The sequence below is a fragment of the Streptomyces sp. DSM 42067 genome, from assembly GCF_055792885.1.
In genome coordinates this window covers 8,104,362-8,124,950 of the sequence record NZ_CM147706.1, presented here as the reverse complement: position 1 = coordinate 8,124,950, position 20,589 = coordinate 8,104,362, and the positions used below count along the sequence as shown (strand labels likewise).

Below are 20,589 nucleotides of genomic sequence, written 5' to 3'. Positions count from 1 at the left end.
GGCGCTGGTCATGCTGCCGGTCCTGCCGGCGGTGCGAGTTCCTTGCGGATGGCGGGGGCGACTTCGGTGGCGAGCAGTTCGATGGAGTCGTTGACCATGCCGGGCGGCATGCCGCCGAAGTCGACCTGTCCCATGAAGCGGTCGATACCGAGCAGTTCGCGTTCGGTGAGGATCTTGTCGATGACCTCCTGGGGACTGCCGGTCATCAGCGCGCCGAAGGGACCCGAGACGGCCTGGTACTCGTCGGGGCCGACCAGCCAGCCACGCCCGCCTGGCGTCTTGGGGCGCAGGTACTCGCGGTAGTACGGGTAGAGATCCTTGCGGGCGCCCTGGGAGGTTGTGCCGACGTAGAAGTGGCTGGTGAGGCCGAGGCGCAGGGTCTCGGCGGTGTGGCCCGCGGCTTGGCCGACGGCACGGTAGTGCTCGGTGAGGGGACGGGCGCGGCGGATGTCGCCGCCGATGAGGCCGAGGACCATGGGCAGGCCGAGGCGGGCTGCGCGCTCCGCGCTGGCCGGGGTGCCGCCGACCCCGAGCCACAGCGGCAGCTTCTCCTGCTGGGGGCGGGGCGGGACGGGGAGGTGGTCGAGGGCGGGGCGGTGGCGGCCGGACCAGGTGACGTGTTCGCGGTCGCGGATGGCGAGCAGGAGGTCGAGTTTCTCGGCGAAGACGTCGTCGTAGTGGGCGGGGTCGATGCCGAAGAGGGTGAAGGCTTCGAGGAAGGCGCTGCGTCCGGCGATGATCTCGGCGCGTCCGTTGCTGAGGTGGTCCAGGGAGGCGAAGTCCTGGTGGAGGCGGACGGGGTCGAGGGTGGACAGGACGGAGACCGCGCTGGTCAGGCGGATGTTCGTGGTGGCCTGGGCGATGGCGGCCAGGGGTATGGCGGGGTTGGCGACGGAGAAGTCGGGGCTGTGGTGCTCGCCGAGGCCGAAGACGTCCAGGCCGGCCTGGTCGGCGGCGATCGCGTAGGAGACGATCTCGCGGGTGCGCCGGGCGGCATCGTGGAGGGCGCCGGTGGCGGGGTCGATCTGCAGGTCGGACAGGGACAGGATGCCGAGTTCCACGGCGGGCTCCTCACGAGGGGGCGTGGTGCCGGCCGGTGAGCACCGGCACCACGGGGTGGGTCAGTTGCTGATGGCGGGCATGGCCCGCTGGTAGCGGGTGTCGGTGAGCTGGGAGACGAGGAACGCGGCGATGTCCGCGCGGCTCATGGCGGAGCCGACCTTGTCGTGGCCGAGGAAGCCGGAGCAGATGCGGCCGGCGGCGGGCTTGTCGGTCGGGTTGGTGATGCGGGCGATGGTGTAGTCGAGGCCGGAGGAGGTGACGGCCTCGGTCATGCCCTTCAGCTCGGCCAGAGCGTTGGGGAACATCAGCCCGGCCATGACGGGCAGCACCTTGTGCTTCCAGTGCGGCTTGTCCCGCGGGTCGGCCAGGGAGGGGGTGGCCAGGCCGATGAAGCGGGACACCTGCTCCGTCTCCATGGCCTGCACGATGGTGCGCGTTCCCTCGGTGAGCTGGGTGCCGGTCGCGGACCGCTTCAGGGACGGGCCGAGCGCACTCATGACCGCGTCCGCGCCGGTGACGGTCTGCTGGACGGCAGCACGGTCGGACAGCTGGCCGGGGATGACCGTCAGGTTCGGGTCGGTGAGGGTGAGCTTGGCGGGATTGCGGGTGAGGGCGGTGACGTGGTGGCCGTCGTCCAGAAGCTGCTGGACGACGAGGCGGCCGATGCCGCCAGTCGCACCGAAGACGGTGACACGCATGGGGAAGAAGCTCCTTGCGGTGGGGGGCGGAGGCTGTGGGGGGCCGAAGCGGGGTAGGGGTGCCTGTCAGGCGTTGAAGACGGCTTCGGAGCGGTCGCGGTCCTCGTACACGTCCCAGTACGCGGGGGCGATCTACTCGGGGGTGACGGTGGGGATGCCCTCGGGGCAGCCGTCGTCGATCCACACGTTGATCGCGACGTGGGCGGCGTGGACGCCGCTGCCGGCCGGCTCCATGTCCAGGTTGATCACCCAGAACACCTAGGGCGCGGCAGCGGCGTTTGCGTTGCCGAGCGTCGGCACGGGGGCACGGAACCGCTCATGGGCAGACCGCAGAGTGGTTCGACCCCTCCGTGGTCACCGCAGAACTGGTTCGACGGCTGCGCGGTCAGACCGCGGACCAGCCGCCGTCCACCGGCAGTACGACGCCGTTGATGTTGCTCGCGGTGTCGGAGGCGAGGAACATGATGGCCGCGGCCTGCATCCCGGCGTCGGCCGGGGTGCCGACGTTACCCATTGCAGCTGAGAGGGGAGCGGGCGCGCCCCCTCCCGGGGAGGGCGTGGGGCCGCCGGTCAGGCGTTGAAGATGGCCTCGGGGCGGTCGCGGTTTTCGTGCAGGTCCCAGTACAGGGGGGCGATCTGCTCGGGCGTGGCCGACGGGACGCCCTCGGGCCCGCCCTCGCCGATCCACACGTTGAGCGCCACGTGGGCGGCGTGGACGCCGGTGCCGGCCAGTTCGTTGTGCAGGTTGATCGCCCAGTTGCGCAGGGCTGCGGCGGCCGCGTTGACGTTGGCGAGCGTCGGCAACACGGGGTTCACGGAGCCGCCGCCGGTCGTGAACAGCAGGGTGCCTGTCCCGGCCTCGCGCATGGCGGGCAGCACCGCGCGGACGGCGGCGACGGCGCCGTAGAAGTTGTACTCGATCTGCGGCTGCAGATTGTCCACCGTGACTTCCGAGGGAGCGGCCATGGTGAGGCCGGGCACCGGGGAGTGCGGGGCCGGGGAGTACTCCAGTACGTCGATGCTGCCGAAGCGAGCCTTCGCGGCGTCCAGGGCGGCGGTGAGGGAGGGCCGGTCCAGGACGTCGGCGGTGAACGCCTCGGCGGTGATGCCTTCCTGGCCGAGCTGGTCGACCAGCGTCTGAAGCTTCTCCTTGGTGCGCGCGATCAGGGCGACGTCGAAGCCGCGGCTGCCGAAGGTGCGGGCGATGGCCAGGCCCAGGCCAGGGCCGGCGCCGACGATGGCGATGGTGGGCATGATCAGGATCTCTCTTCTTTCGAGGGGTGTGCGGGGGGCGGGTTGGGAGGACCGGTCAAGAACAGGTGACGGTGATCTTGCCCGGGGTGCTGGCTCCGAAGGCGGCGAACGCCTCCGTGGCCTGCTCCAGCGGGTAGGTGGCGGTGACCGGCACGCGCAGCGCGCCGGAGGAGACCTGCCCGGCCAGGGCGGTCAGGGTCTGGGCGTTCGGGTTGCCCATGATCGTGTGGACGGTGACGTCCTGGCCCTTGACGTCGTCCTGGGTCAGGCCGGTGACGGAGGCGAGCCTGCCGCCCGGCCGCAGCAGGCCGGCGAGCCAGGCGCCGTCGCCCGCCAGGTGCAGCACCGCGTCCACGCCGTCCGGGGCGATCGCCCGGACCTGGGCCTCCAGGTCCCCGGTGAAGTCGACCACGTGGACCTCGGTGCCGGTCAGGCCGGTGACGAAGTCGGTCTGCGCGCCGGGACGGGCGGTCGCGATCACCTTCACGCCGCGGGCGGCGGCTATCTGCACGGCCAGCGCGCCCACCCCGCCGGAGGCTCCCGAGATCAGCAGCGTCTCGCCCTCGGCCAGGGCCACCGCGTTCAGGCTCTCCAGGGCAGTGGCCCCGGCCACGCCCAGCGCGCCCGCCTCCTCCGCCGTCACGCCCGCGGGGATCGGGGCGACGCCGTGTCCGGCGGGCACGGTGACGTACTCGGCCAGCGCTCCGGCGCCCAGGAACCGCTTCATCACCACACCGAAGACCGCGTCACCGGCGGCGAAGCCGTCCACGCCCTCACCGAGCGCCTCGACGGTGCCCGCGAAGTCCTGGCCGAGGACCAGCGGGAACCGGTGCTCCATCATCCCCTGCGTGTAGCCGGCGGCGGTGGCGGCGTCGATGCCGTTCACCGAGGACACGGCCACCTTCACCAGCAGCTCACCAGCCCCGGGACGGGGAGTCTCCACCTCGGTCACGGCCGGGGCCGCGGGCACCGAGTCCAGCGTGACAGCGCGCATGACAACACCTCCCGATAAGCGAAACGGCCTTCCCGTTTCCACTGCTGTCCAGCGTAACAACAGAAGTGGTCCGCCTGTTCCACTTGGGTAGAGTGAGGGCATGACTTCTTCCGCAGCTCCCGGCGACACCCCGGACCAGCGACCCGGAACGGGACTGCGCGCCGACACCGAACGCAACCGCGACCGGATCCTGAGGCGCAGAGCGAAGTCGTCGACGCCGATCACGCGGGGCGTCCGCCCGGTCGGCAACGGGATGCGCAGCAGGGCGCGCAGGGCCGTGTGACGAGACAGGCCCGCCGCGAGTATCGCCAGCAAACGTGATCCAGCCCGGCCCGCTAACTCCTTGACCACAGCCTTGACTTGCCTGGTCAGACGGGCCGTGCGTCGCTGGTAACGCTCCAGCACCCCGGGCACCTGCTCGCGGAAGGTCTGCCGGCAGCCGCGCGTGGGACACACCAAGCGCCGCACCCGCACACGGACCACCACCCGCCGTCCGTCGACCGGCACGTCGGCCACCGTCCGCAGGTGAGATCCGTGCACCCGCCCCGACGACGCCCCGCACACCGGACAGACCGCGGTGCCCTGGGGAGTCCGTGCCCGCACCACGATCCGCTCGCCCTCGTCGACCACATCCTCTATGACCAGCGGGGAAAGACCCGAAAACACCGTCTGCACGAGCTCGTTGACATCCTTCACGCGAGTGTCAACGACCCTCACGACTCTCCGTCACCACCGAATATGAGACAGGGCCGTTGATCAGCGCACTCCCCCCTATGGCTGCTGCCCCAGGCAGGCGCCCGCGTTGTCGGCGAGGGTGTGGAAGCGGGCGAGGCGTTCGCGTCGGACATGGCGTCGGCGGGGCAGCCGTACGCCAGCCAGCAGTCGGTGGACACGGCGGCCGACTCGAAGGCCTCGGCTCAGCTGGCTGCCGAGCCGCTCACGGACTGCTGCTCGCCGCGGATGCCCCGGTAGACCCTGCTGCGCAGCGTCGCGAACCCCGGGTTCTCCTTGGTCGAGATCTGGTCGCGTTCGTGGCCGAGGTCCACCTCGACGAGGCCGACGACCTGGGTGGGGCGCTTGCCGAGCACCAGGACCCGGTCGGCCAGGTAGACCGCCTCGTCGATGTCGTGGGTGACGAGCACGACCGTGATGCCCATGTGGTTCTTCAGTGAAAGGGTAAGGTCCTCCAGGTCCGCGCGGGTCTGGGCGTCGACCGATGCGAACGGCTCGTCCATGAGCACGACCTGCGGCCGGTAGGCGAGTGCGCGCGCGATGGCGGCCCGCTGCTGCATACCGCCGGAGAGCTGCCACGGGTACTTCTCCAGGTGCTCGCCCAGACCGACCTCGGTGAGTGCGGCGACGGCCCGCTCCCGGCGCGTGCTCTTGTCCAGCTTCGCCGAGCGGAGCGGGACGGTGACGTTGTCGAGAACCGACAGCCACGGCATCAGCGAACGGGAGTAGTCCTGGAAGACGATCGCCATCTCCGGCGGGGTCTCACGGATCGCCTCGCCGTTTCAGCACCACCTGGCCGGAGCTCGGCTCCGACAGGCCCGACAGGCACTGCAGCAGGGTCGTCTTGCCGGCGCCGGAGGGGCCGACGACGCACATGATCTCGCCGCGCTGCACCTCGAACTCGATCCCGCCGAGCACCTCGTGGTCGCCGTAGGCCTTCGAGAGCTCCCGGACCAGGAGCAGTGGCGTCCCGGAGCGGTCGTTGCTGCGGATATCCATGACAGTTCCTATCCGTTCTTCTGGTGGTGCCACGCCAGGATCCGCGCTTCGGCCAGGCGGAGGACGAGGTTGAGGGAGTAGCCGACGAAGCCCAGGACGACGATCCCGGACCACATCGCCACCATGTCGAAGCTCCGCTGGGAGTCGAGGATGGACCAGCCGATGCCGCCCTTGGAGCCGACCATCTCGGTCACCACCATGACGACGGTGGCGATCGCCAGTGCGAGGCGGCAGCCCGTGAAGACCTGCGGCGCCGCGTTTGGGCTGTGCCGACTCGGTTGAGGTCATGGAGCGTCCCGGTTTCCGTGGTGATGCGTGACAGTCATGTCCTGGGCGTACTGGCTCCAGCTCGTACGGGTTGGGCGAGACAGATCTTCCCCAACCCCGACGCCCTCGAACGCCTCACCACCGCCGTGCTCATCGAGATGCATGACGAGGCACCACCAGCTCCATCGGCCCGCAGGCGGTGACGGTGGCGCTGCGCGGCGCGCCGTCCAGCGCACCCATCTCGCCCACGCAGTCCCCGCCGACCCTGACCGCGAGCAGCGCCTGGTGGCCACTCTCCGTCTGGGCGAGGACCTTCGCCGCCCCGCTCATCAGCAGGAGTAGCGTGCGCTCCTGCCCGCCCTGCCCCACCAACACCTCACCCGCATGCGCCGTGCGCCGCCGCCCGGCGGCGACCAGTTCCGCGGCGATCCTCCCGTCCAGCCTCCCGAGCAATGTCGAGACGGGCCAGGGACCTTGGGCGACGGGGACGGAGTACGGTCCCATGACCGACTTTCTACGGCACGGGGCCACCAACGGGAAGGTCTGCCAACCGCCCGGATCGGCACCAGCGGCGCCAGCGTCGGCTGCCCCCAGGACTGCGCCGCCCCAGAGCCTCCACGCTCACCGCTGTCCGTCACCCACCCCGGCGACAGCGACTCCACCGGTGCGGTGTACGGCAACCTCCTGGGCACAGCCCACGGGCTGAAGACGCCACCCCAGGACTGGTGCACCGCCGTAGAGGGGCATCGAACCGTACTGAAAATCGCCGACGCGCTGCTCGAACAGCGAAAACCCGCCCCATGGCCGGGGCGGCGCCCCTGCTCAAACGCACCTCTGCTCTGCTGCCGGCTCTCGACGTCGGCCTCTCACCGTTCTGCACATCCTTCAGCTGGACGCCCGATGACGGGCCCGGTCGCCTCTACGGCTGACGATAGATGCCGTGTCGCCGATGCGGCGCCAGACCAGCAGCGCCTCGCCGTCGGCGGTCTTGTCGAGATGGAAGGTGGGCCGTCCGTCCGGGGAGGCAAAATTCCAGGTAAGTGAGTCGTGTTCATCCTGAACGTGCAGGTCGCGGGGGTGGCGTGGGCGGATGAGGCCGTGCTCGTGCTGGTCGTTGGGGCTTGTCTGCGGTGAAGATCATCTGTCAGCGGGCGATGTCGCGCTGGTTGAGGATCATGAGCGCCCTCACGAGTCGGGGGGCCCACTTCACGTCGAGGCGGAGCCTGGTCAGCACGCGCCAGTTCTTGAGATGCGCGAACGCGTGCTCACACACCGCCCGTTCCGCGGCGATCAGCTGGTTGACCAGCTTCTTCCCCAGCGAGAGCTTCTTGCCTTTCGGCTTCTTGTAGCCAGTGATGACCGTCGGGTCGCCGGCGTTGTCGTCCAGGCCGACGAAGCCGAGGCCGGCGATCGCGGCGAGACCGGTCTCGCGCAGGCGGCCGACCAGGTCGTCGTGGCGGCAGGCGGTGACCTCCGAGCCGCGGGCCGGGCGGGCCGTGGAGGTCCACAACAGTCGTCCCCGGGTGTCGGTCAGGGCGATGACCAGCAGCCCGTGGCGCTTATGCTTCGCCGACCAGCGGCGCCTCATCGGGATGCCGGTGCGGCGCTGGGTGGGTATCGGCGACCCGTCGAGCAGCACCACGCTGCCGCCCTCGCGGGCGATTTTTGCCAGGGCCCGCTCCAACCTGGGAGCCCGCGCGGCCAGCAGCTCGATCAATCTCCTTCAGCCACCGGTCCACGGTGGTGCGTGAGAGGTCGTTGCCCCCGGCGAGGTCGGCAAGGCGCTGGTCATGCCGCAGCGCGGCCAGCACGATCACCGCGATCCGCCCGGCCGGACGCTTCCGCCACCGCGACCGGATCTTCTTCAGGTGAGCGGCAAGCAGCCTGGTCATAAAGCGCAGGGTCTGCGTGGACAGCGGCAGTCGGCACTGGTAGACAAGCTCACCGTGGTCCCCGGCCGGGTTCTTGGTTGTAGGCATACCTCCTCAACCCGGGCCGGGGGCCCGCCCGTTACGGCCTGACAGGCACCGTTCACGGTCGGGTGGTGAAGGTGCCGTTCGGCAGCTTGTGCAGCCAGCCACGGGCGGCCAGCTTCGACAGCTTCCCGCGCAACGGCTCCAGCCGGCCCGGCACCGAGACCTCGATCCCCAGCTCGGCGCCGACCTCCTTGACCATCACCGGCCCGCCCGCGGCCTTAACGATCTCAAGCATCCGCTGGTAGTCGCCGGGCGGCGCGGACGCATCCGGCACCTCCCGGCGGTGTGGCACCTTCAGCACCGACCGGCCCGCGACCTCCACCCGCTGCCCAGCCTCAACACCCAGACCGGCAGCAGCAGCCTCGGCTTCCTGCTCGTACAGACGCCGCAAGACCCGCTCCGCGACAGAGGGTTCCTCGCGCTCGGCGTCCACCCTGGCCAACTGCTTGGCCAGCGTCTCGGCCTGCTGGTCCAGTTCCGCGCGGCGAGCCGCGATCTTCTCCAGCGACGACACGGCACCCTCCCGAACGGCACAACACCCTGACCGGGGGCGTAGGAGCCCCGGGGGCACCGACGAAAGTCCTCAGCCAGGGCTGATTCCGTTGTTGGTGCTCATCACTTCCCACGCTCGCGGAGATCATTTCCCAGCGGTGACACGGCGGAAGTTGCCACCCAGGATCGCGGTCACGCACGGGCTGCGGGGCAGAGCTCGAAGAGACGAACAGCCCGACCAGAACCATCGAGGGTTGGCCTGGTCGGGCTGTTCACGGGGGAAGGGGTCACTCCGCCCACGGAAGCGGGATCTTGTCCTCGCTGCCCGGCATCATCGCCTGGCCGCCCACGGCCATGGCGACCACAGCCTCTGCCGGGCCACCCACGGCCTTCAGCTGCCGCACCGCACCAGCGGGCACGATGATGGCCTGACCGGCCTTGGCGCGCCCGGCCTTGCCCTCCACCTCGATCTCGAACTCGCCCGACAGGGGCATCCACACCTGCTCGCGGTCGATGATGTGCACCGGCGTGGCGGAGTCCGCGCCGACTTCCACCCGCCAGGTGCTGACCTCAGCACTGCCCTGGCTGGGGGCAGCCAGGCCGAACATCGAGCCAGTCGGCGTCTTGGTCGTCCGCTGCTCGCTCTCGCTGACCACGTACATGTGCACACCCTCCATGTAAAGCGCCTTTACTCGCAGCGAGTAAAGCGACTTTATTCAGGTGTGTCAAGATGAGCTGGTGGAGACCCATGACCCCCTCGAGCGCGCCGAGCTCACCTTCCTGCTCGGAATGGCCTTCCAGTTGGTCCTCTCCGAGTTCGTGAGCCGTCTTGACGCCGCCGGCTATGCCGATCTCCGCCCCATGCACGGCTTGGTCTTCCAGGCGCTACGCGGTTCCGGTGCGACGAGCAGCGAACTGGCCGAGCAGCTCGGGGTCACCAAGCAGGCCGCCGGCCAGATCGTCGACGATCTGGAGAAGCGGGGCTACGTCGAGCGGCAACCGCACCCTACCGGCGGCCGTCGCAAACTCGTTGTCCTGACCGAGAAGGCGCTGGAGCACCTCGCTGTGGCCGGACGGATCCTGCATGAACTGGAGGCACAGTTGACCAAGCAGCTCCACGAAGCCGGCCAACAGGTTCCGCGATCCGAACTCGCGGCAGTCATCCGCACTTTGGCCGGAGACTCGATCCCACCATGGCGCCCCGTCTGGTGAAACGGTACGGCGTCGTGGCGAAGGGGCGCGGCGGCAACGACGGCAACGGGTTGCGTCACCAGGCCAGAAGAGAGCGAGTCCGATGAGTGAGACTGCCCGCACTTCAATAGTCCACTGAAGATCAACAACCGCAAGGCCGACTGCCCGGTGACTCACCAGCCACCGGGCAGTCATACGTGTAAGCGCCATCACGCCGCCCCTGGCCTGCCCAGACATAGCGAAACCGGCTCATCGTTTCGTCAGTGCAACCAGCGCACTTTCGTCGGCGCTCCCCCCGCCAACCCGAGGCGCGGCCGAAGCACAGAACCCCCATCCGCGACATGTCAGATGATCTAGACTCCAGCCTCCCGCCCGCGGCCAGGACAAGTACGCCACCGGCCACCCACGCCAGCACCGCTGACCAGCGGTGATCAGGATGGGCATCTCTCAGTGAGTAGATCTCGCTGTTGGAGAGCCGGTGGATGCGCAGCCTGCGCGGCCAGGGCGGGGTGCCGGAAAGCAGCCGGCTTCGATGGCCGGAAGGAAGTGCTGGCGCACGGCGAGCGTGCCATGTCCACGTCGTCTCTCGTCTCCCCCGGACGCCTGTACCGCACCTGCGGCTGCCGCGACACCCACCGCATGGACGTACGGCGCCACGGCACGCCCGGCCCTCGGCGGACCGTTGCGGGGTCTCCGGAAACAGCCCCGGAGGTCCAGGCGTGGCAGACAACCCACGGCGCTAAATGATAGGTGCGTCTATAATTAACACGCTCATTATTGCAATGCCATCCCGGAGGTGTCCCGTGAGCCAGCCGAAAACCCACAAGCCGGACGGCATGTTCGACCGTGACTTCGAGTGGTCCGAGCTGGTGCGCTTCGTCACCTACCCGGGCCCCGAGGCGACCCTCGGTGTGGTCTCCGGGCGGCGCAGGCAGGGCAAGACCTTCCTGCTCGATGGGATCGCACGGGCCACGGACGGCTTCTTCTTCGCCGCCAGCGAGGCCACCGAGGCGGAGTCGCTGCGCCAGTACGGCGTCGCGATGGCCCGTTTCGAGGGCCGAACCGTCCCGTACCGGTTCACGCACTGGGACGAGGCCGTCGAGGCCACGATGCACCTCGCCACCGCGCGCACCGGCCCCCTCACCGTCGTCATCGACGAATTCCCCTTCCTCGCCAAGGCCTCCCCCGAACTCCCCTCCCTACTGCAGCGCGCACTGGGCCCGCAGGGCCGCCGCGAGGTCGGCCCCGTACGTCTCCTGCTGTGCGGCTCGGCGCTGTCCTTGATGGGCAACCTGCTCTCCGGCACCGCACCGCTGCGCGGCCGCGCCAGCCTCGAACTGATCGTGCCCACCCTCGACTTCCGCCTCGCCGCCGACTTCTGGGGCATCACCGACCCGCGCCTGGCCATGCTGGTCAACTCCGTCGTCGGCGGCACCCCGGCCTACGGCCGCGAGTTCACCCTCGGCGACGTCCCCGCTGACCTGGACGATTTCGGCCCGTGGATCCTGCGCAACATCCTCAACCCCGGCCGCCCGCTCTTCCGCGAAGCCCGCTTCCTCCTCGCCGAGGAACCCGACTTGCGCGACACCGCGCTCTACCACGGCGTCCTCGCCGCCATCGCCCAGGGAAACCACACCCGCGGCGGCATCGCGAGCTTCCTGGAGCGCAAGTCCACCGACCTCGGACACGCCCTGACCGTCCTCGAGGACACCGGCATGATCAGCCGCGAACCCGATGCCTTCCACGGCAAACGCTCCGCTTACCGCATCAACGAGCCGATCCTGACCTTCAACTACGCCCTGATGCGCCCCGAGTGGAGCGACCTCGAGCGCCCCGGCCAGGCCGAATCCGTCTGGCAGCGCTCGCAGCCCACCTTCCGCAGCAAGGTCATCGGCCCCCACTTCGAGCAGCTGTGCCGCACCTGGACCCGCTGGTACGCCTCCCCTGACACCCTCGGCGGACAGCGCACCCGCGTCGAGTCAGGCACTGTCGCCGACACCGCGGCCCGCGCCAGCCACGAAGTCGACCTCGCCGCCTTCGGACGCGACGAGGACGGCCGCGAGACACTCCTCGCCATCGGCGAGGCCAAGTGGAACGAGACCATGGGCTTCGGCCACGTCCAGCGCCTCGAGCACATCCGCGACCTGATCCGCGCCCGCGGCACCGTAAACGCCCCCGCCACCCGCCTGCTCTGCTTCAGCGGCGCCGGCTTCACCGACGACCTGCACACCCGCGCCGCCCACGACCCGAACATCCAACTCGTCGACCTCGAACGCCTCTACAAGGGCGCCTGACCCGCCGTATCCCCGGGCACCTCAGCGCCCCTCGGCCCGCCCCCTGATCATGACCTCTGTCGTGCCGAGGCAGTCTTCGGCGAGCACGGACTCCACTACCGCGGTGGTGTCGGCACCACGGGTGCGCATCATTCACGGCCCCCCTCGTCGCAGCCGCCCGCAGCCCCTACACAATCACCGACCCGTACCAGGGATAAGCCCGCGCCGCTGTCGCGTCCGGACCGCCACGTTCCGGCGGTCCGGCCACCACACTTCAGGCCCACCAGGCCGCACGCGGGGATCGACTGCCATCGGAGTCGGCCTGCCGACCATGACGCCGCTGCAGCACGATCGTCCATGCGGCGGCGTGACGCGCCGCCCGTCGGTGACCAACGCCACCTAACTCAGCACGTGTTGAGGAACCGGCCGAGATCAAACTGTCGCACGAGCCGGTCGGCGCCCACGGTGCAGACATGACATCACCCTCGCCGCCGTCGTCCGGCCCCGCACCGACGAGGCCCGTACCCGCCCCTCCCCTGCCGATCGCTCCCGGGCAGCAGTCCGCCCACTGCCTCCCGGATCTCGCCGCCGCCCTGCTGACCGCCCTGACCTCGCTCGCCGAGCGCCCGGTGCCCCACCTTCCCGACGCGCCCTCCCTCGCCGGCTACGGAGCCCGCGTCAAGGACCTCGCCCTCGCCGGCCTGGAACCGACCACCCGCGGCGCCTACCTCGCCGCCTGGCGACAACGACTCCTGCCCACCCTCGGCACCATCCCCATCGACCGCCTCACACCCGGAACGATCGACCGCGCCGTCCACCACTGGGCTGCCAGCGGACACCGACAGTCCGCGATCAAGAACACCCTGGCCGTCCTGGCCCGTATCACCCGCCAGGCCACCCGCGACGGCTGACTCACCCAGCCCCCGCAAGCACTAAAGGGCTGGCAGCGCCTCTACCTCACCCCCGAGGACGCACTGACCGAGCCACGAGGCCTGGCACTGCCCGACTTCACCACGCTCCGCCGACTCGCCGACGCGCTCACCGACGCCTCCCACCACCACTATCCCAGCTGGGGCCAGGCCGTGATCTTCGCCGCCTGCACCGGCGCACGCCATCGGCGAAGTCTCCGGCATCCGCGTCCGCGACATCGACCGCCACCACTGGATCTGGAACGCCCGCCGCCAGACCACCCCAGCCCCCGGCGGACTCGCCGACAAGCCCACCAAAGGCAAACGCGCCCGACCCGTCCCCATCATCGAACCCCTCCGCCCCCTCGTCACGGCCCGCATCGCCGCCGTACACGGCACGCCCGACACCCGCCTGTTCACCGGCCCCTCCGGGGGCCGCATCACCACCGCGGGCCTGCGCCGCGCCACCCACTGGGACGACGTCACCCGCCGCCTCGGCCACGAACACCTGCGCCGCCACGACCTCCGACACACCGCACTGACCTGGATGGCCGACGCCGGCATCCCCCTCCACGCCCTCCAGCAGATCGCCGGACACCGCAGCATCACCACCACCCAGCGCCACCTCCACCCCAGCATCCGCCACCTCACCACCGCCCGACAGACCCTCACCGACTACCTCAACGGCGACTGCCACCCCGTCCCGGGCACCCCACAACGCTGGTAGAGCCCCTCACCCTCCGTCCACACCACCCGAGAAATCGAGCAAGAAAATCGAACGACTGGGAGCACGTGGGAGCGAAACACCTTGACCGCCACGGGAATGCGCTCCCAGAACTCCGGCATGGCAGGCACTCCCGACTCACGCGCATGCGGCACTCTCACGGACGACCGGCCGTAGACGTACCTGAGCCGCCGTACACGCACGTTCGGGCACTCACGACCCCTTACCCGCGAGACATGTTGTCCATCGAACAGCCGCTACTCCCCGAAACCGTCACGACCTGCACGAACGCACAACCCATCGACACCGTCCGCGGGACGCTTTCGATTCTGGGAGCACCCGAGACCCTGGGCCGCTCCCATTCGGTCAAACAGACAACGGCCGGTTCGAGATGCCTCGAACCGGCCGTTGAACTGCGGTTTCCACCGACATTCCTGTCGGGACGACAGGATTTGAACCTGCGACCCCTTGACCCCCAGTCAAGTGCGCTACCAAGCTGCGCCACGTCCCGGTGCTCGTATGACCTGGGGTTTCCCCTGGCCGAACGCGCACGGAAACAATACCGCACTCCGGCCCGTGGTCGCTCACGGCTTTTCGTCCCGATGACATCCCCTCAAGCTGCCGCCGGGCCCCGGACCGCCGCGCCACCTGCGGATACGGGCCCCTCGCGCGCCCATGGGCGGGATCAGCCGCGCGCCGATGCGCGGGAACAGCGGAAGACGTCGACGGACCGGCCCTAGCGTGTCAGTCGATGGCCGGCAGCCCCAGCTCCGGATACGCCTCGTGCAGGCGGCCCGGCGCGGCCTGGCGCCAGGAGTCGGCGAGGATGTCGTGCAGCTCGCCGTCGTCCTCCAGCGCGCCGAGCCGCACCCGGACCCATGCGAAGCCCGCCTCGTGGTCGGCGATCCAGAACTTCTCGGGCTCGGCGAGGACCAGCTCGTCGCGCTCTTCCTTGGGGCAGCGGACGGCGATGGATGTCTCGTCCTCGGGCAGCGTGGCGAACATCTTTCCGGCGACCCGGAAGGTGGGCATGGCCCAGGCGATCTTCTCCGTCGTATCCGGCAGCGAGAGGGCGATGCGGCGTACGTCGTCTGCGTCTGGCATGACACGAACCGTAGCCAACGCCACCGACAATCCCCCGGCCAATCCACCGGCCAATCCCCGCCGGAGCCCGTCAGGTGCTGGTCTGCACCGCCACGCGGCTTGCTTCGTCCACCGGCTTCACAGGATCGATGTCGTTCACTCGCTTGTAGAACAGCGTCGTCGGATGCAGCGTCCCGGCCGGGTCCGTCGCGAAGTCCGGGATCACGCCGGCCTCTGTCCACCCGGCCGCGCGGTACAGGGACTCGGCGGGACTGGCCGTCTGGGTGTCGAGGATCAGCAGGGTCACGCCCGCGGCGGCTGCGGCGCGTTCCGCGGTGGTCAGCAGGGTGCGGCCGAGCCCTCGGCCGCGCGCCGTGCGGTTCACCATCAGCTTGTTGATCTCGGCGCGGTGCCGGCCGTTCGGCTTGTCCGCGAAGGCGACGCTGACCGTTCCGATCACGCGGTCCCCGTCCCGAGCGGTCCATACGGCGAGGCGGTCGTCCGCCACCGCGGGCGCCAGGCCCCGCCACCATGCGGCAGCCGTGCCCGGGTCCAGGGGCGCCAGGAATCCAAGCGAGGACCCGCCGTCCACCACGTCGCTGAGAAGATCACCTAGAGCGTCCGCGGCGGCGAGCAGTTCTGCGGACGACAGCCGGTGTATCCGGGTCATGGGGCCACCACCACCAGGGCGTACCGCACCGGGTTCGGCCCGGGGCAGTGGAAACGGACCGGCCCCCACACGCGGAAGCGCAGACAGTCACCGCTGTTCAGGACGTGTTCGTCGCCCTGCGTGGTGAGGTGCAGCGTCCCGTCCAGGACCCAGATGTGCTGCTCCAGGCCCGGCACGGAAGGCCGGTCGTAGGCGATGTCCGCGCCCGCCTCGAGCCGGCCCTCGACGATCTCGCCGCGCAGGCCCGCGAGTGGCGGCGACACCGAGCGGCGTACGAAGCCGGAGGCGCTGTCCGTCCACTCCGCCTGGTCGGCCGCGCGCACCACCTGTGCCGGTTCCGCCTCCACCTCGCTGAGCAGTTGCGACATGGTGCGCTGGTAGACGGCGCAGATCCGGTTGAGGAGGGAGGCCGTGGGGCTGATCTCCGCGCGCTCCGCACGGGACAGCGTCGAGCGGCTGATTCCGGTGCGTTCCGCCAGCTCGCCCAGCGACCAGCCTCGTTCGGCGCGCAGCTCCGCCAGGCGCGCCGCGAGCCGGACGTCAACCGGGTCGGCGGCGAGCACACTCACGTCTTGTTTCATATTCGGGATGCTATCCCATATCTGAAACAGCCCCTACCTGAAACAGAGTGCTCAGATACCGCCGTCCTCCCGCGCCTGGATCTGTTCGGTCAGCTCCGCCGCCATCCACTTGATCGTCTCGAGTCCGGCCCTCCCCCAGGGCCGGGGCTCGGTGTCCACCACACATACCGTGCCGAGCGCGATGCCCGTGCGGTCGATGAGCGGGGCGCCCATGTACGAGCGAATCCCGATCTCGTCGACAACCGGGTTCCCGGCGAACCGCGGAAAGTCGCAGACGTCCTCCAGGACCAGCGCCTTGCGTCGGACGACCACATGGGGGCAGTACCCATGGTCCCTGGCCATATAGCGGTTCACACCATGGGACCCCTCTACCCCATGGAGCCCCTGTACCCCGTGGTGCACCCCATGTGTCGCATGCCCATGCCCATGTGTGACCGCCGCCGCTTCCGCCACACCGCGCCCGATACCGGTGTGCCTGCCGCCCGGGACATGCAGGCCTGCGAAGAACTGGCGGTTCTCGTCGATGAAGTTGACCATGGCGTACGGCGCCCCGGTCACCTCGGCGAGCCGGTCCGCGAAGGCGTCGAGCGTGGGTTCGGGCCGCTCCCCCAGACCGAGCAGGCGCAGCCGCTGCATCCGTGCGGGTGCCTCGCTGTCGACGGGCGTCAGCAGGAGTGGGGCCGCGGATGCGGGCGGGTGGTACCTCATGTGTGGGCTCCGTGGGCTCCGTGGCTGGGCGCGTGGGACGGGGCGTGGGCCAGCAGATGCTTGACGAGGGTCAGCAGGGTCTGGATGGCCGAACTGGAGATCCGCGCGTCGCACCGCACCACGGGCACGCGCGGATCGAGGTCTATCGCAGCCCGTACTTCCTCGGGGTCGTAGCGGTGCGCGCCGTCGAAATCGTTGATCGCGAGAATGAACCCCAGGCCGCGCTCCTCGAAGAAGTCGACGGCCGCGAAGCAGTCCTGCAGCCGCCGGGTATCGGCGAGGACCACCGCGCCGAGGGCACCTGTGGAGAGCTCGTCCCACATGAACCAGAACCGCTCCTGCCCGGGCGTACCGAACAGATAGAGCACGTGCTGCCGGTCGAGGGTGATCCGCCCGAAGTCCATCGCGACGGTCGTCTCGACCTTGTTCTCGATGCCTTCCAGATTGTCGGTCGCCGCGCTGACCGTGGTGAGCAGCTCCTCCGTACTGAGCGGCGCGATCTCGCTGACCGCGCCCACGAAGGTCGTCTTGCCGACCCCGAACCCGCCCGCGACGAGGATCTTCAGCGCGGTCGGGAATGCGTCAGAGCTGTCGTCGTAGTCCATCGAGCACTGCCTCCAGAAGGGACCGGTCAGTGGGGTTGTGGTAGAAGTCGGGGGGCTTGGTGGTGAGCGCCCCGCAGTCGACGAGGTCGGAGAGCAGGACCTTCGTGACGGCTGCGGGCAGCTTCAGGTGGGCGGCGATCTCCGCGACCGAGAGCGGGCCCTTGCACAGGTCGAGGACCTGTCGGTGCTCGGGTCCGAGATAGCCGAGGGGCTTGGTTCCGGTGGTCATGAACTGCGACAGCAGGTCCAGGGCCGCGGACGGACGGGTCCGGCCGTCGCTGACCGTGTAGGGGCGGACGAGCCGTCCGGCCGCCCCGTCCAACCACGGCCCGTCCTGGGGCGCCGCCACCCTCAAGGCCTCATCGCCGAAGGTTGGGCGGCGGGCTGCCGTGGCGCTGTGACCAGATACGGGCGCACGCTCTTGACCAGCATCGCCATCTCGTATCCGAGCACTGCCGCATCGGCCTCGCGCCCGGCGAGTACGGCCAGGCAGGTGCCGGAGCCGGCGGTGGTGACGAACAGCAGGGTGGAGTCGAGCTCCACGACGACCTGGCGCACCTCCCCGCCGTCCCCGAATCGGACACCCGCGCTGCGGCCCAGCGAGTACAGGCCCGACGCGAGCGCGGCCATGTGGTCCGCGCTGTCCGGGTCGAGGCCGTGGACGGACTTGACGAGTCCGTCGGAGGAGAGCAGCACGGCACTTCTGGTGTGCGGCACACGCTGCACGAGGCCGCTCATCAGCCAGTCGAGATCGGATACATGGCCGGTCGGCACATCGCTCGCCATGGGGGGATCGACTCCTTGGAGTAGTAAAGGTTCTGCGGGAGCGGGGTTGCGGGGTGCGGGGCACGAGGTGGGGGGTTGCGGGGCATGTGGGGGATGCGGACATGTGGGGGAATGGGGACATGTGAGGGGGGCGGACATGTGCGGAGTGGAGCGCATCAGCCAGCCGGTTCGCTCCCGTCAGGCTGGGCGCCGAGGTGGTGGTCGCTTGCCCGGTCGTTCGCCTGGTCGCGCGCGTACTGCGCCTCGGCCAGGCCGATGCCGCGCCGGAACGCGGCCATGAGCCCTGGGTCATGGCCGACGAGTTGCTCCTCGCGGCGCGGGACCGGCCCTTCCCTCAGCTGAGGCACTATGTGCTGCTGGGCGCGGCGCCTGGGGAGTCGGGGCCGCTCCACGGTGCCGCGCACCGCTTCCGAGCGGGGCGTGAGCAGGGTGGCGGCGTGCTCCGTAGCGGCCTGCCGGTCCTCGGGCCGGATGCCTGGCACGGATTCGGCGATGCTGGGGCGGTTCTTCCGTGCTCCGCGGACGGGCAGTGGCGCAACGCTGCCGCCCTTCGCGGGCTGGGCGGTTGTCGCGGCCGATTGAGCGGTTGTCGCATCGGCCGGTGCGTGGGCCGGGCGAGCCACTGTTCCGCCGGCGGAGGCCGTGGACGGCGCGACTGTCCCGTCGGGCGACGGCATAGACAGCGGGGCGGTCCGGTCCGGCTGCGACCAGTTCCGGGGATGGGGCTGCGACTCCCTGCGCTGGGGCTGCGACTCGCTGTGCTCGGGCTGCGACTCGCTGTGCTGAGGTTGCGACTCGGCGCGCTGGGGCTGTGTGAGTTGCTGGGGCCGTGTCGGTTGCTGCGGCTGTGCCGGTTGCTGTTGCCCCTGCCGTTGCCGCGGGACGGCGATGCGCGCGCCGTGCGCGGGAAGCGGGGCGTCGGCGACGGCGACCCGTTGCCCCTGCACATCCGCCGCGTCACCGCCGGTGCCACGGGTGCCCGTCGGCTGCGGCGAGCTGGGCGCAGCCGCTGCCTGGAGGGCACGCGCCGGGGGCTGATCCGGCTCCCCGCCGAGCAGGTCCTGCGGTACGACGATGACGGCCTGCACGCCGCCGTAGATATTGGTCCCCAGCCGCACCGCGATGCCATGCCTGCGGGCCAGTTGGGAGACCACGTACAGGCCGATCCGCCCGTCCTGGAGGAGGCTCGCGACATTGACCTGGTCCGGGTCGGCGAGGAGGGCGTTCATCTTGTTCTGCTCGGTGACGGGCATGCCGAGGCCGCGGTCCTCGACTTCGACGGCCAGTCCGGAGGTCACCGTGCCCGCGCGCAGCAGCACCTGCGTCCCGGGTGCGGAGAACGCGGTGGCGTTCTCGACGAGTTCCGCCAGCAGATGGATGACGTCGGCGACGGCGTGCCCGCGCAGGGTGCCGTCGATGGGCGGCACGAGCTTGACGCGCGAGTACTGCTCGACCTCCGCGATGGCCGAGCGCAGGACTTCCGTCATGGAGACCGGGTTGGTCCACTGGCGGCGGGAGACCGCTCCGCCGAGCACGGCGAGGTTCTCCGCGTGCCGGCGGGTGCGGGTGGCCAGATGGTCGACGTGGAAGAGTCCCTTGAGCAGTTCGGGGTCCTCGACCTCGTGCTCCAGGTCGTCGAGGATCGTGATCTCGCGGTGTACGAGCGACTGGAGCCGTCGCGCGAGATTGACGAAGACCTCGACCTTCTGCGCGCTTCCGGCCTGGCTCGAGAGCTGAGAGGCCTTGACCACGGCGGCCACGGCCACGTCGTGGGTGCGGGAGAGTTCGTCGGCGAGCAGGGCGAATTCGTCGCCGTTCGGGGCTGTTTGGGCAGGCGTACGACCGGTCGGCGGCGGCCCGTCTCCCCTACGCAGCGCCTCCACGACGTCACGCAGGTAGGACTGGTTCCGGGCGGCTGTGCGGCGCAGGGCACCGACGCGGTCGCGCACGGACCTCGCGGCACGATCGGCCGCGACGGCGGCGATCACGATGCCCGCCAGGGTGACCCCGACGGCTCCGGAGAGCACGGCCCACAGCGTGAGGCTCGGCGCGACACCCGTCGAGCGGACGGTGAACAGCACGGCGGCGCACGCGCTCAGGGCGACCGCGACGGGGGGCAGTACCGCGATGCGCAGCAACTGCGGCCGTACGGGTGCCTCGGGCAGTTGCGGCACGGCACGGCCGCCCGGTTTGCCGTGCCGGCCGCCTTCACGGCGGTCTGCACGTGCGGCCGGTGCACGAAGGTGAGACATCAGCGTCCTAGTACGAATGCTTCGGGTGCGTCGGTGTGCTTCGGATGTGCGTGAGGATGTTCCGGGGTGTTTCGGGGTGCTTCTCGGTACGTCGGAGTGGTCCGGCGTGGGTCGCGGTGCGCCTGTGGGCTCCGGCGTGCGGCGCGACTCAGGCATGCGGCGTCGCAGTGCCGTGCGTGATGCGGGGCAGGGCCCTGCGTCGCGCGACGAACACTGACGGTAGTCGCCAACTCATCATGTGCGGCGGGCAGTTGACAAACTCGCACGAGCAACGTCCCGCTCCGGTATGAACCTTCGTGCGCTAGTACGAAAATCCGCTTGGATGTCTGTTCGC

At 70.0% G+C, this 20,589-nt stretch carries 22 protein-coding genes, 1 tRNA gene and 3 pseudogenes; 4 read left to right on the top strand and 22 right to left on the bottom strand.

Annotated elements, in window-relative coordinates:
• Positions 1–8: 8 nt before the first annotated feature.
• The 13 genes and pseudogenes from ACSMXV_RS36400 to ACSMXV_RS36340 all read right to left on the bottom strand — a co-directional run bounded on the left by ACSMXV_RS36400 (position 9) and on the right by ACSMXV_RS36340 (position 9,151).
• Positions 9–1,061 (bottom strand): LLM class flavin-dependent oxidoreductase, encoded by a 1,053-nt coding sequence (locus ACSMXV_RS36400; protein ID WP_473175350.1) that lies wholly within the window; start codon positions 1,059–1,061, stop codon positions 9–11.
• Positions 1,062–1,121: 60 nt separating this feature from the next.
• Positions 1,122–1,760: an NAD(P)-dependent oxidoreductase gene (locus ACSMXV_RS36395; protein ID WP_473175349.1), complete on the bottom strand. Its 639-nt coding sequence runs from the start codon at positions 1,758–1,760 to the stop codon at positions 1,122–1,124.
• A 385-nt stretch (positions 1,761–2,145) separates the two neighbouring features.
• Positions 2,146–2,277: pseudogene (locus tag ACSMXV_RS36390) on the bottom strand (SDR family oxidoreductase); the annotation flags it as partial.
• Between the two features lie 53 nt (positions 2,278–2,330).
• The gene (locus tag ACSMXV_RS36385) at positions 2,331–3,014 is read right to left on the bottom strand and encodes an SDR family NAD(P)-dependent oxidoreductase (protein WP_473175348.1); all 684 of its coding nucleotides are present in this window, start codon (positions 3,012–3,014) and stop codon (positions 2,331–2,333) included.
• Between the two features lie 55 nt (positions 3,015–3,069).
• On the bottom strand, positions 3,070–4,008 hold the full coding sequence (locus ACSMXV_RS36380; RefSeq protein ID WP_473179185.1) for an NADP-dependent oxidoreductase: 939 nt from the start codon (positions 4,006–4,008) through the stop codon (positions 3,070–3,072).
• A 183-nt stretch (positions 4,009–4,191) separates the two neighbouring features.
• A pseudogene (locus ACSMXV_RS36375) lies at positions 4,192–4,704 on the bottom strand (transposase family protein); the annotation flags it as partial.
• A gap of 221 nt (positions 4,705–4,925) precedes the next feature.
• Positions 4,926–5,489, bottom strand: a complete 564-nt coding sequence (locus ACSMXV_RS36370) for an ABC transporter ATP-binding protein (protein ID WP_473175347.1) — start codon at positions 5,487–5,489, stop codon at positions 4,926–4,928.
• 13 nt (positions 5,490–5,502) lie between these two features.
• Positions 5,503–5,739, bottom strand: a complete 237-nt coding sequence (locus tag ACSMXV_RS36365; RefSeq protein WP_473175346.1) for an ATP-binding cassette domain-containing protein — start codon at positions 5,737–5,739, stop codon at positions 5,503–5,505.
• Positions 5,740–5,747: 8 nt separating this feature from the next.
• Positions 5,748–5,990: pseudogene (locus ACSMXV_RS36360) on the bottom strand (ABC transporter permease); the annotation flags it as partial.
• A gap of 166 nt (positions 5,991–6,156) precedes the next feature.
• On the bottom strand, positions 6,157–6,510 hold the full coding sequence (locus tag ACSMXV_RS36355) for a cyclic nucleotide-binding domain-containing protein (RefSeq protein WP_473175345.1): 354 nt from the start codon (positions 6,508–6,510) through the stop codon (positions 6,157–6,159).
• Positions 6,511–7,150: 640 nt separating this feature from the next.
• Positions 7,151–7,723 carry a transposase family protein gene (locus tag ACSMXV_RS36350; RefSeq protein WP_473175344.1) on the bottom strand — a complete coding sequence of 191 codons (573 nt, stop codon included), beginning with the start codon at positions 7,721–7,723 and terminating at the stop codon, positions 7,151–7,153.
• 314 nt (positions 7,724–8,037) lie between these two features.
• Positions 8,038–8,496 carry a hypothetical protein gene (locus ACSMXV_RS36345; RefSeq protein ID WP_473175343.1) on the bottom strand — a complete coding sequence of 153 codons (459 nt, stop codon included), beginning with the start codon at positions 8,494–8,496 and terminating at the stop codon, positions 8,038–8,040.
• A 265-nt stretch (positions 8,497–8,761) separates the two neighbouring features.
• Positions 8,762–9,151: a cupin domain-containing protein gene (locus ACSMXV_RS36340; RefSeq protein ID WP_473175342.1), complete on the bottom strand. Its 390-nt coding sequence runs from the start codon at positions 9,149–9,151 to the stop codon at positions 8,762–8,764.
• Between the two features lie 61 nt (positions 9,152–9,212).
• Here ACSMXV_RS36340 and ACSMXV_RS36335 point away from each other — a divergent pair, with 61 nt between their 5' ends.
• From ACSMXV_RS36335 to ACSMXV_RS36320, 4 genes are all read left to right on the top strand, one after another.
• Positions 9,213–9,686: a MarR family winged helix-turn-helix transcriptional regulator gene (locus ACSMXV_RS36335; protein WP_473175341.1), complete on the top strand. Its 474-nt coding sequence runs from the start codon at positions 9,213–9,215 to the stop codon at positions 9,684–9,686.
• 815 nt (positions 9,687–10,501) lie between these two features.
• Positions 10,502–11,959 (top strand): AAA family ATPase, encoded by a 1,458-nt coding sequence (locus ACSMXV_RS36330; RefSeq protein WP_473179184.1) that lies wholly within the window; start codon positions 10,502–10,504, stop codon positions 11,957–11,959.
• Positions 11,960–12,411: 452 nt separating this feature from the next.
• Positions 12,412–12,849: a hypothetical protein gene (locus ACSMXV_RS36325; RefSeq protein ID WP_473175340.1), complete on the top strand. Its 438-nt coding sequence runs from the start codon at positions 12,412–12,414 to the stop codon at positions 12,847–12,849.
• 202 nt (positions 12,850–13,051) lie between these two features.
• The gene (locus tag ACSMXV_RS36320; protein ID WP_473179183.1) at positions 13,052–13,573 is read left to right on the top strand and encodes a tyrosine-type recombinase/integrase; all 522 of its coding nucleotides are present in this window, start codon (positions 13,052–13,054) and stop codon (positions 13,571–13,573) included.
• 434 nt (positions 13,574–14,007) lie between these two features.
• Here ACSMXV_RS36320 and ACSMXV_RS36315 read toward each other — a convergent pair.
• The 9 genes from ACSMXV_RS36315 to ACSMXV_RS36275 form a co-directional block, all read right to left on the bottom strand.
• A tRNA-Pro gene (locus ACSMXV_RS36315) sits at positions 14,008–14,081 on the bottom strand.
• A 233-nt stretch (positions 14,082–14,314) separates the two neighbouring features.
• A complete protein-coding gene (locus ACSMXV_RS36310) occupies positions 14,315–14,674 on the bottom strand; it encodes an MmcQ/YjbR family DNA-binding protein (protein ID WP_181661718.1) in 360 nt (119 codons plus the stop codon).
• Between the two features lie 70 nt (positions 14,675–14,744).
• Positions 14,745–15,323: a GNAT family N-acetyltransferase gene (locus ACSMXV_RS36305; protein WP_473175339.1), complete on the bottom strand. Its 579-nt coding sequence runs from the start codon at positions 15,321–15,323 to the stop codon at positions 14,745–14,747.
• Positions 15,320–15,904: a helix-turn-helix domain-containing protein gene (locus ACSMXV_RS36300; protein WP_473175338.1), complete on the bottom strand. Its 585-nt coding sequence runs from the start codon at positions 15,902–15,904 to the stop codon at positions 15,320–15,322. Before ACSMXV_RS36300 ends, ACSMXV_RS36305 begins: the two co-directional genes overlap by 4 nt.
• Before the next feature lie 51 nt (positions 15,905–15,955).
• Positions 15,956–16,612: a GAF domain-containing protein gene (locus ACSMXV_RS36295; protein WP_473175337.1), complete on the bottom strand. Its 657-nt coding sequence runs from the start codon at positions 16,610–16,612 to the stop codon at positions 15,956–15,958.
• A complete protein-coding gene (locus tag ACSMXV_RS36290; protein WP_181661721.1) occupies positions 16,609–17,217 on the bottom strand; it encodes a GTP-binding protein in 609 nt (202 codons plus the stop codon). The genes ACSMXV_RS36295 and ACSMXV_RS36290 overlap by 4 nt, the downstream gene beginning before the upstream one ends.
• Complete coding sequence (locus ACSMXV_RS36285; protein WP_181661722.1) at positions 17,195–17,566, bottom strand: DUF742 domain-containing protein; 372 nt, start codon at positions 17,564–17,566, stop codon at positions 17,195–17,197. The genes ACSMXV_RS36290 and ACSMXV_RS36285 overlap by 23 nt, the downstream gene beginning before the upstream one ends.
• A gap of 2 nt (positions 17,567–17,568) precedes the next feature.
• Positions 17,569–18,003: a roadblock/LC7 domain-containing protein gene (locus tag ACSMXV_RS36280; RefSeq protein ID WP_181661723.1), complete on the bottom strand. Its 435-nt coding sequence runs from the start codon at positions 18,001–18,003 to the stop codon at positions 17,569–17,571.
• Positions 18,004–18,158: 155 nt separating this feature from the next.
• Entirely contained in the window at positions 18,159–20,255 is a 2,097-nt protein-coding gene (locus ACSMXV_RS36275) for a sensor histidine kinase (protein WP_473175336.1), read from the bottom strand.
• Positions 20,256–20,589 lie beyond the last annotated feature (334 nt).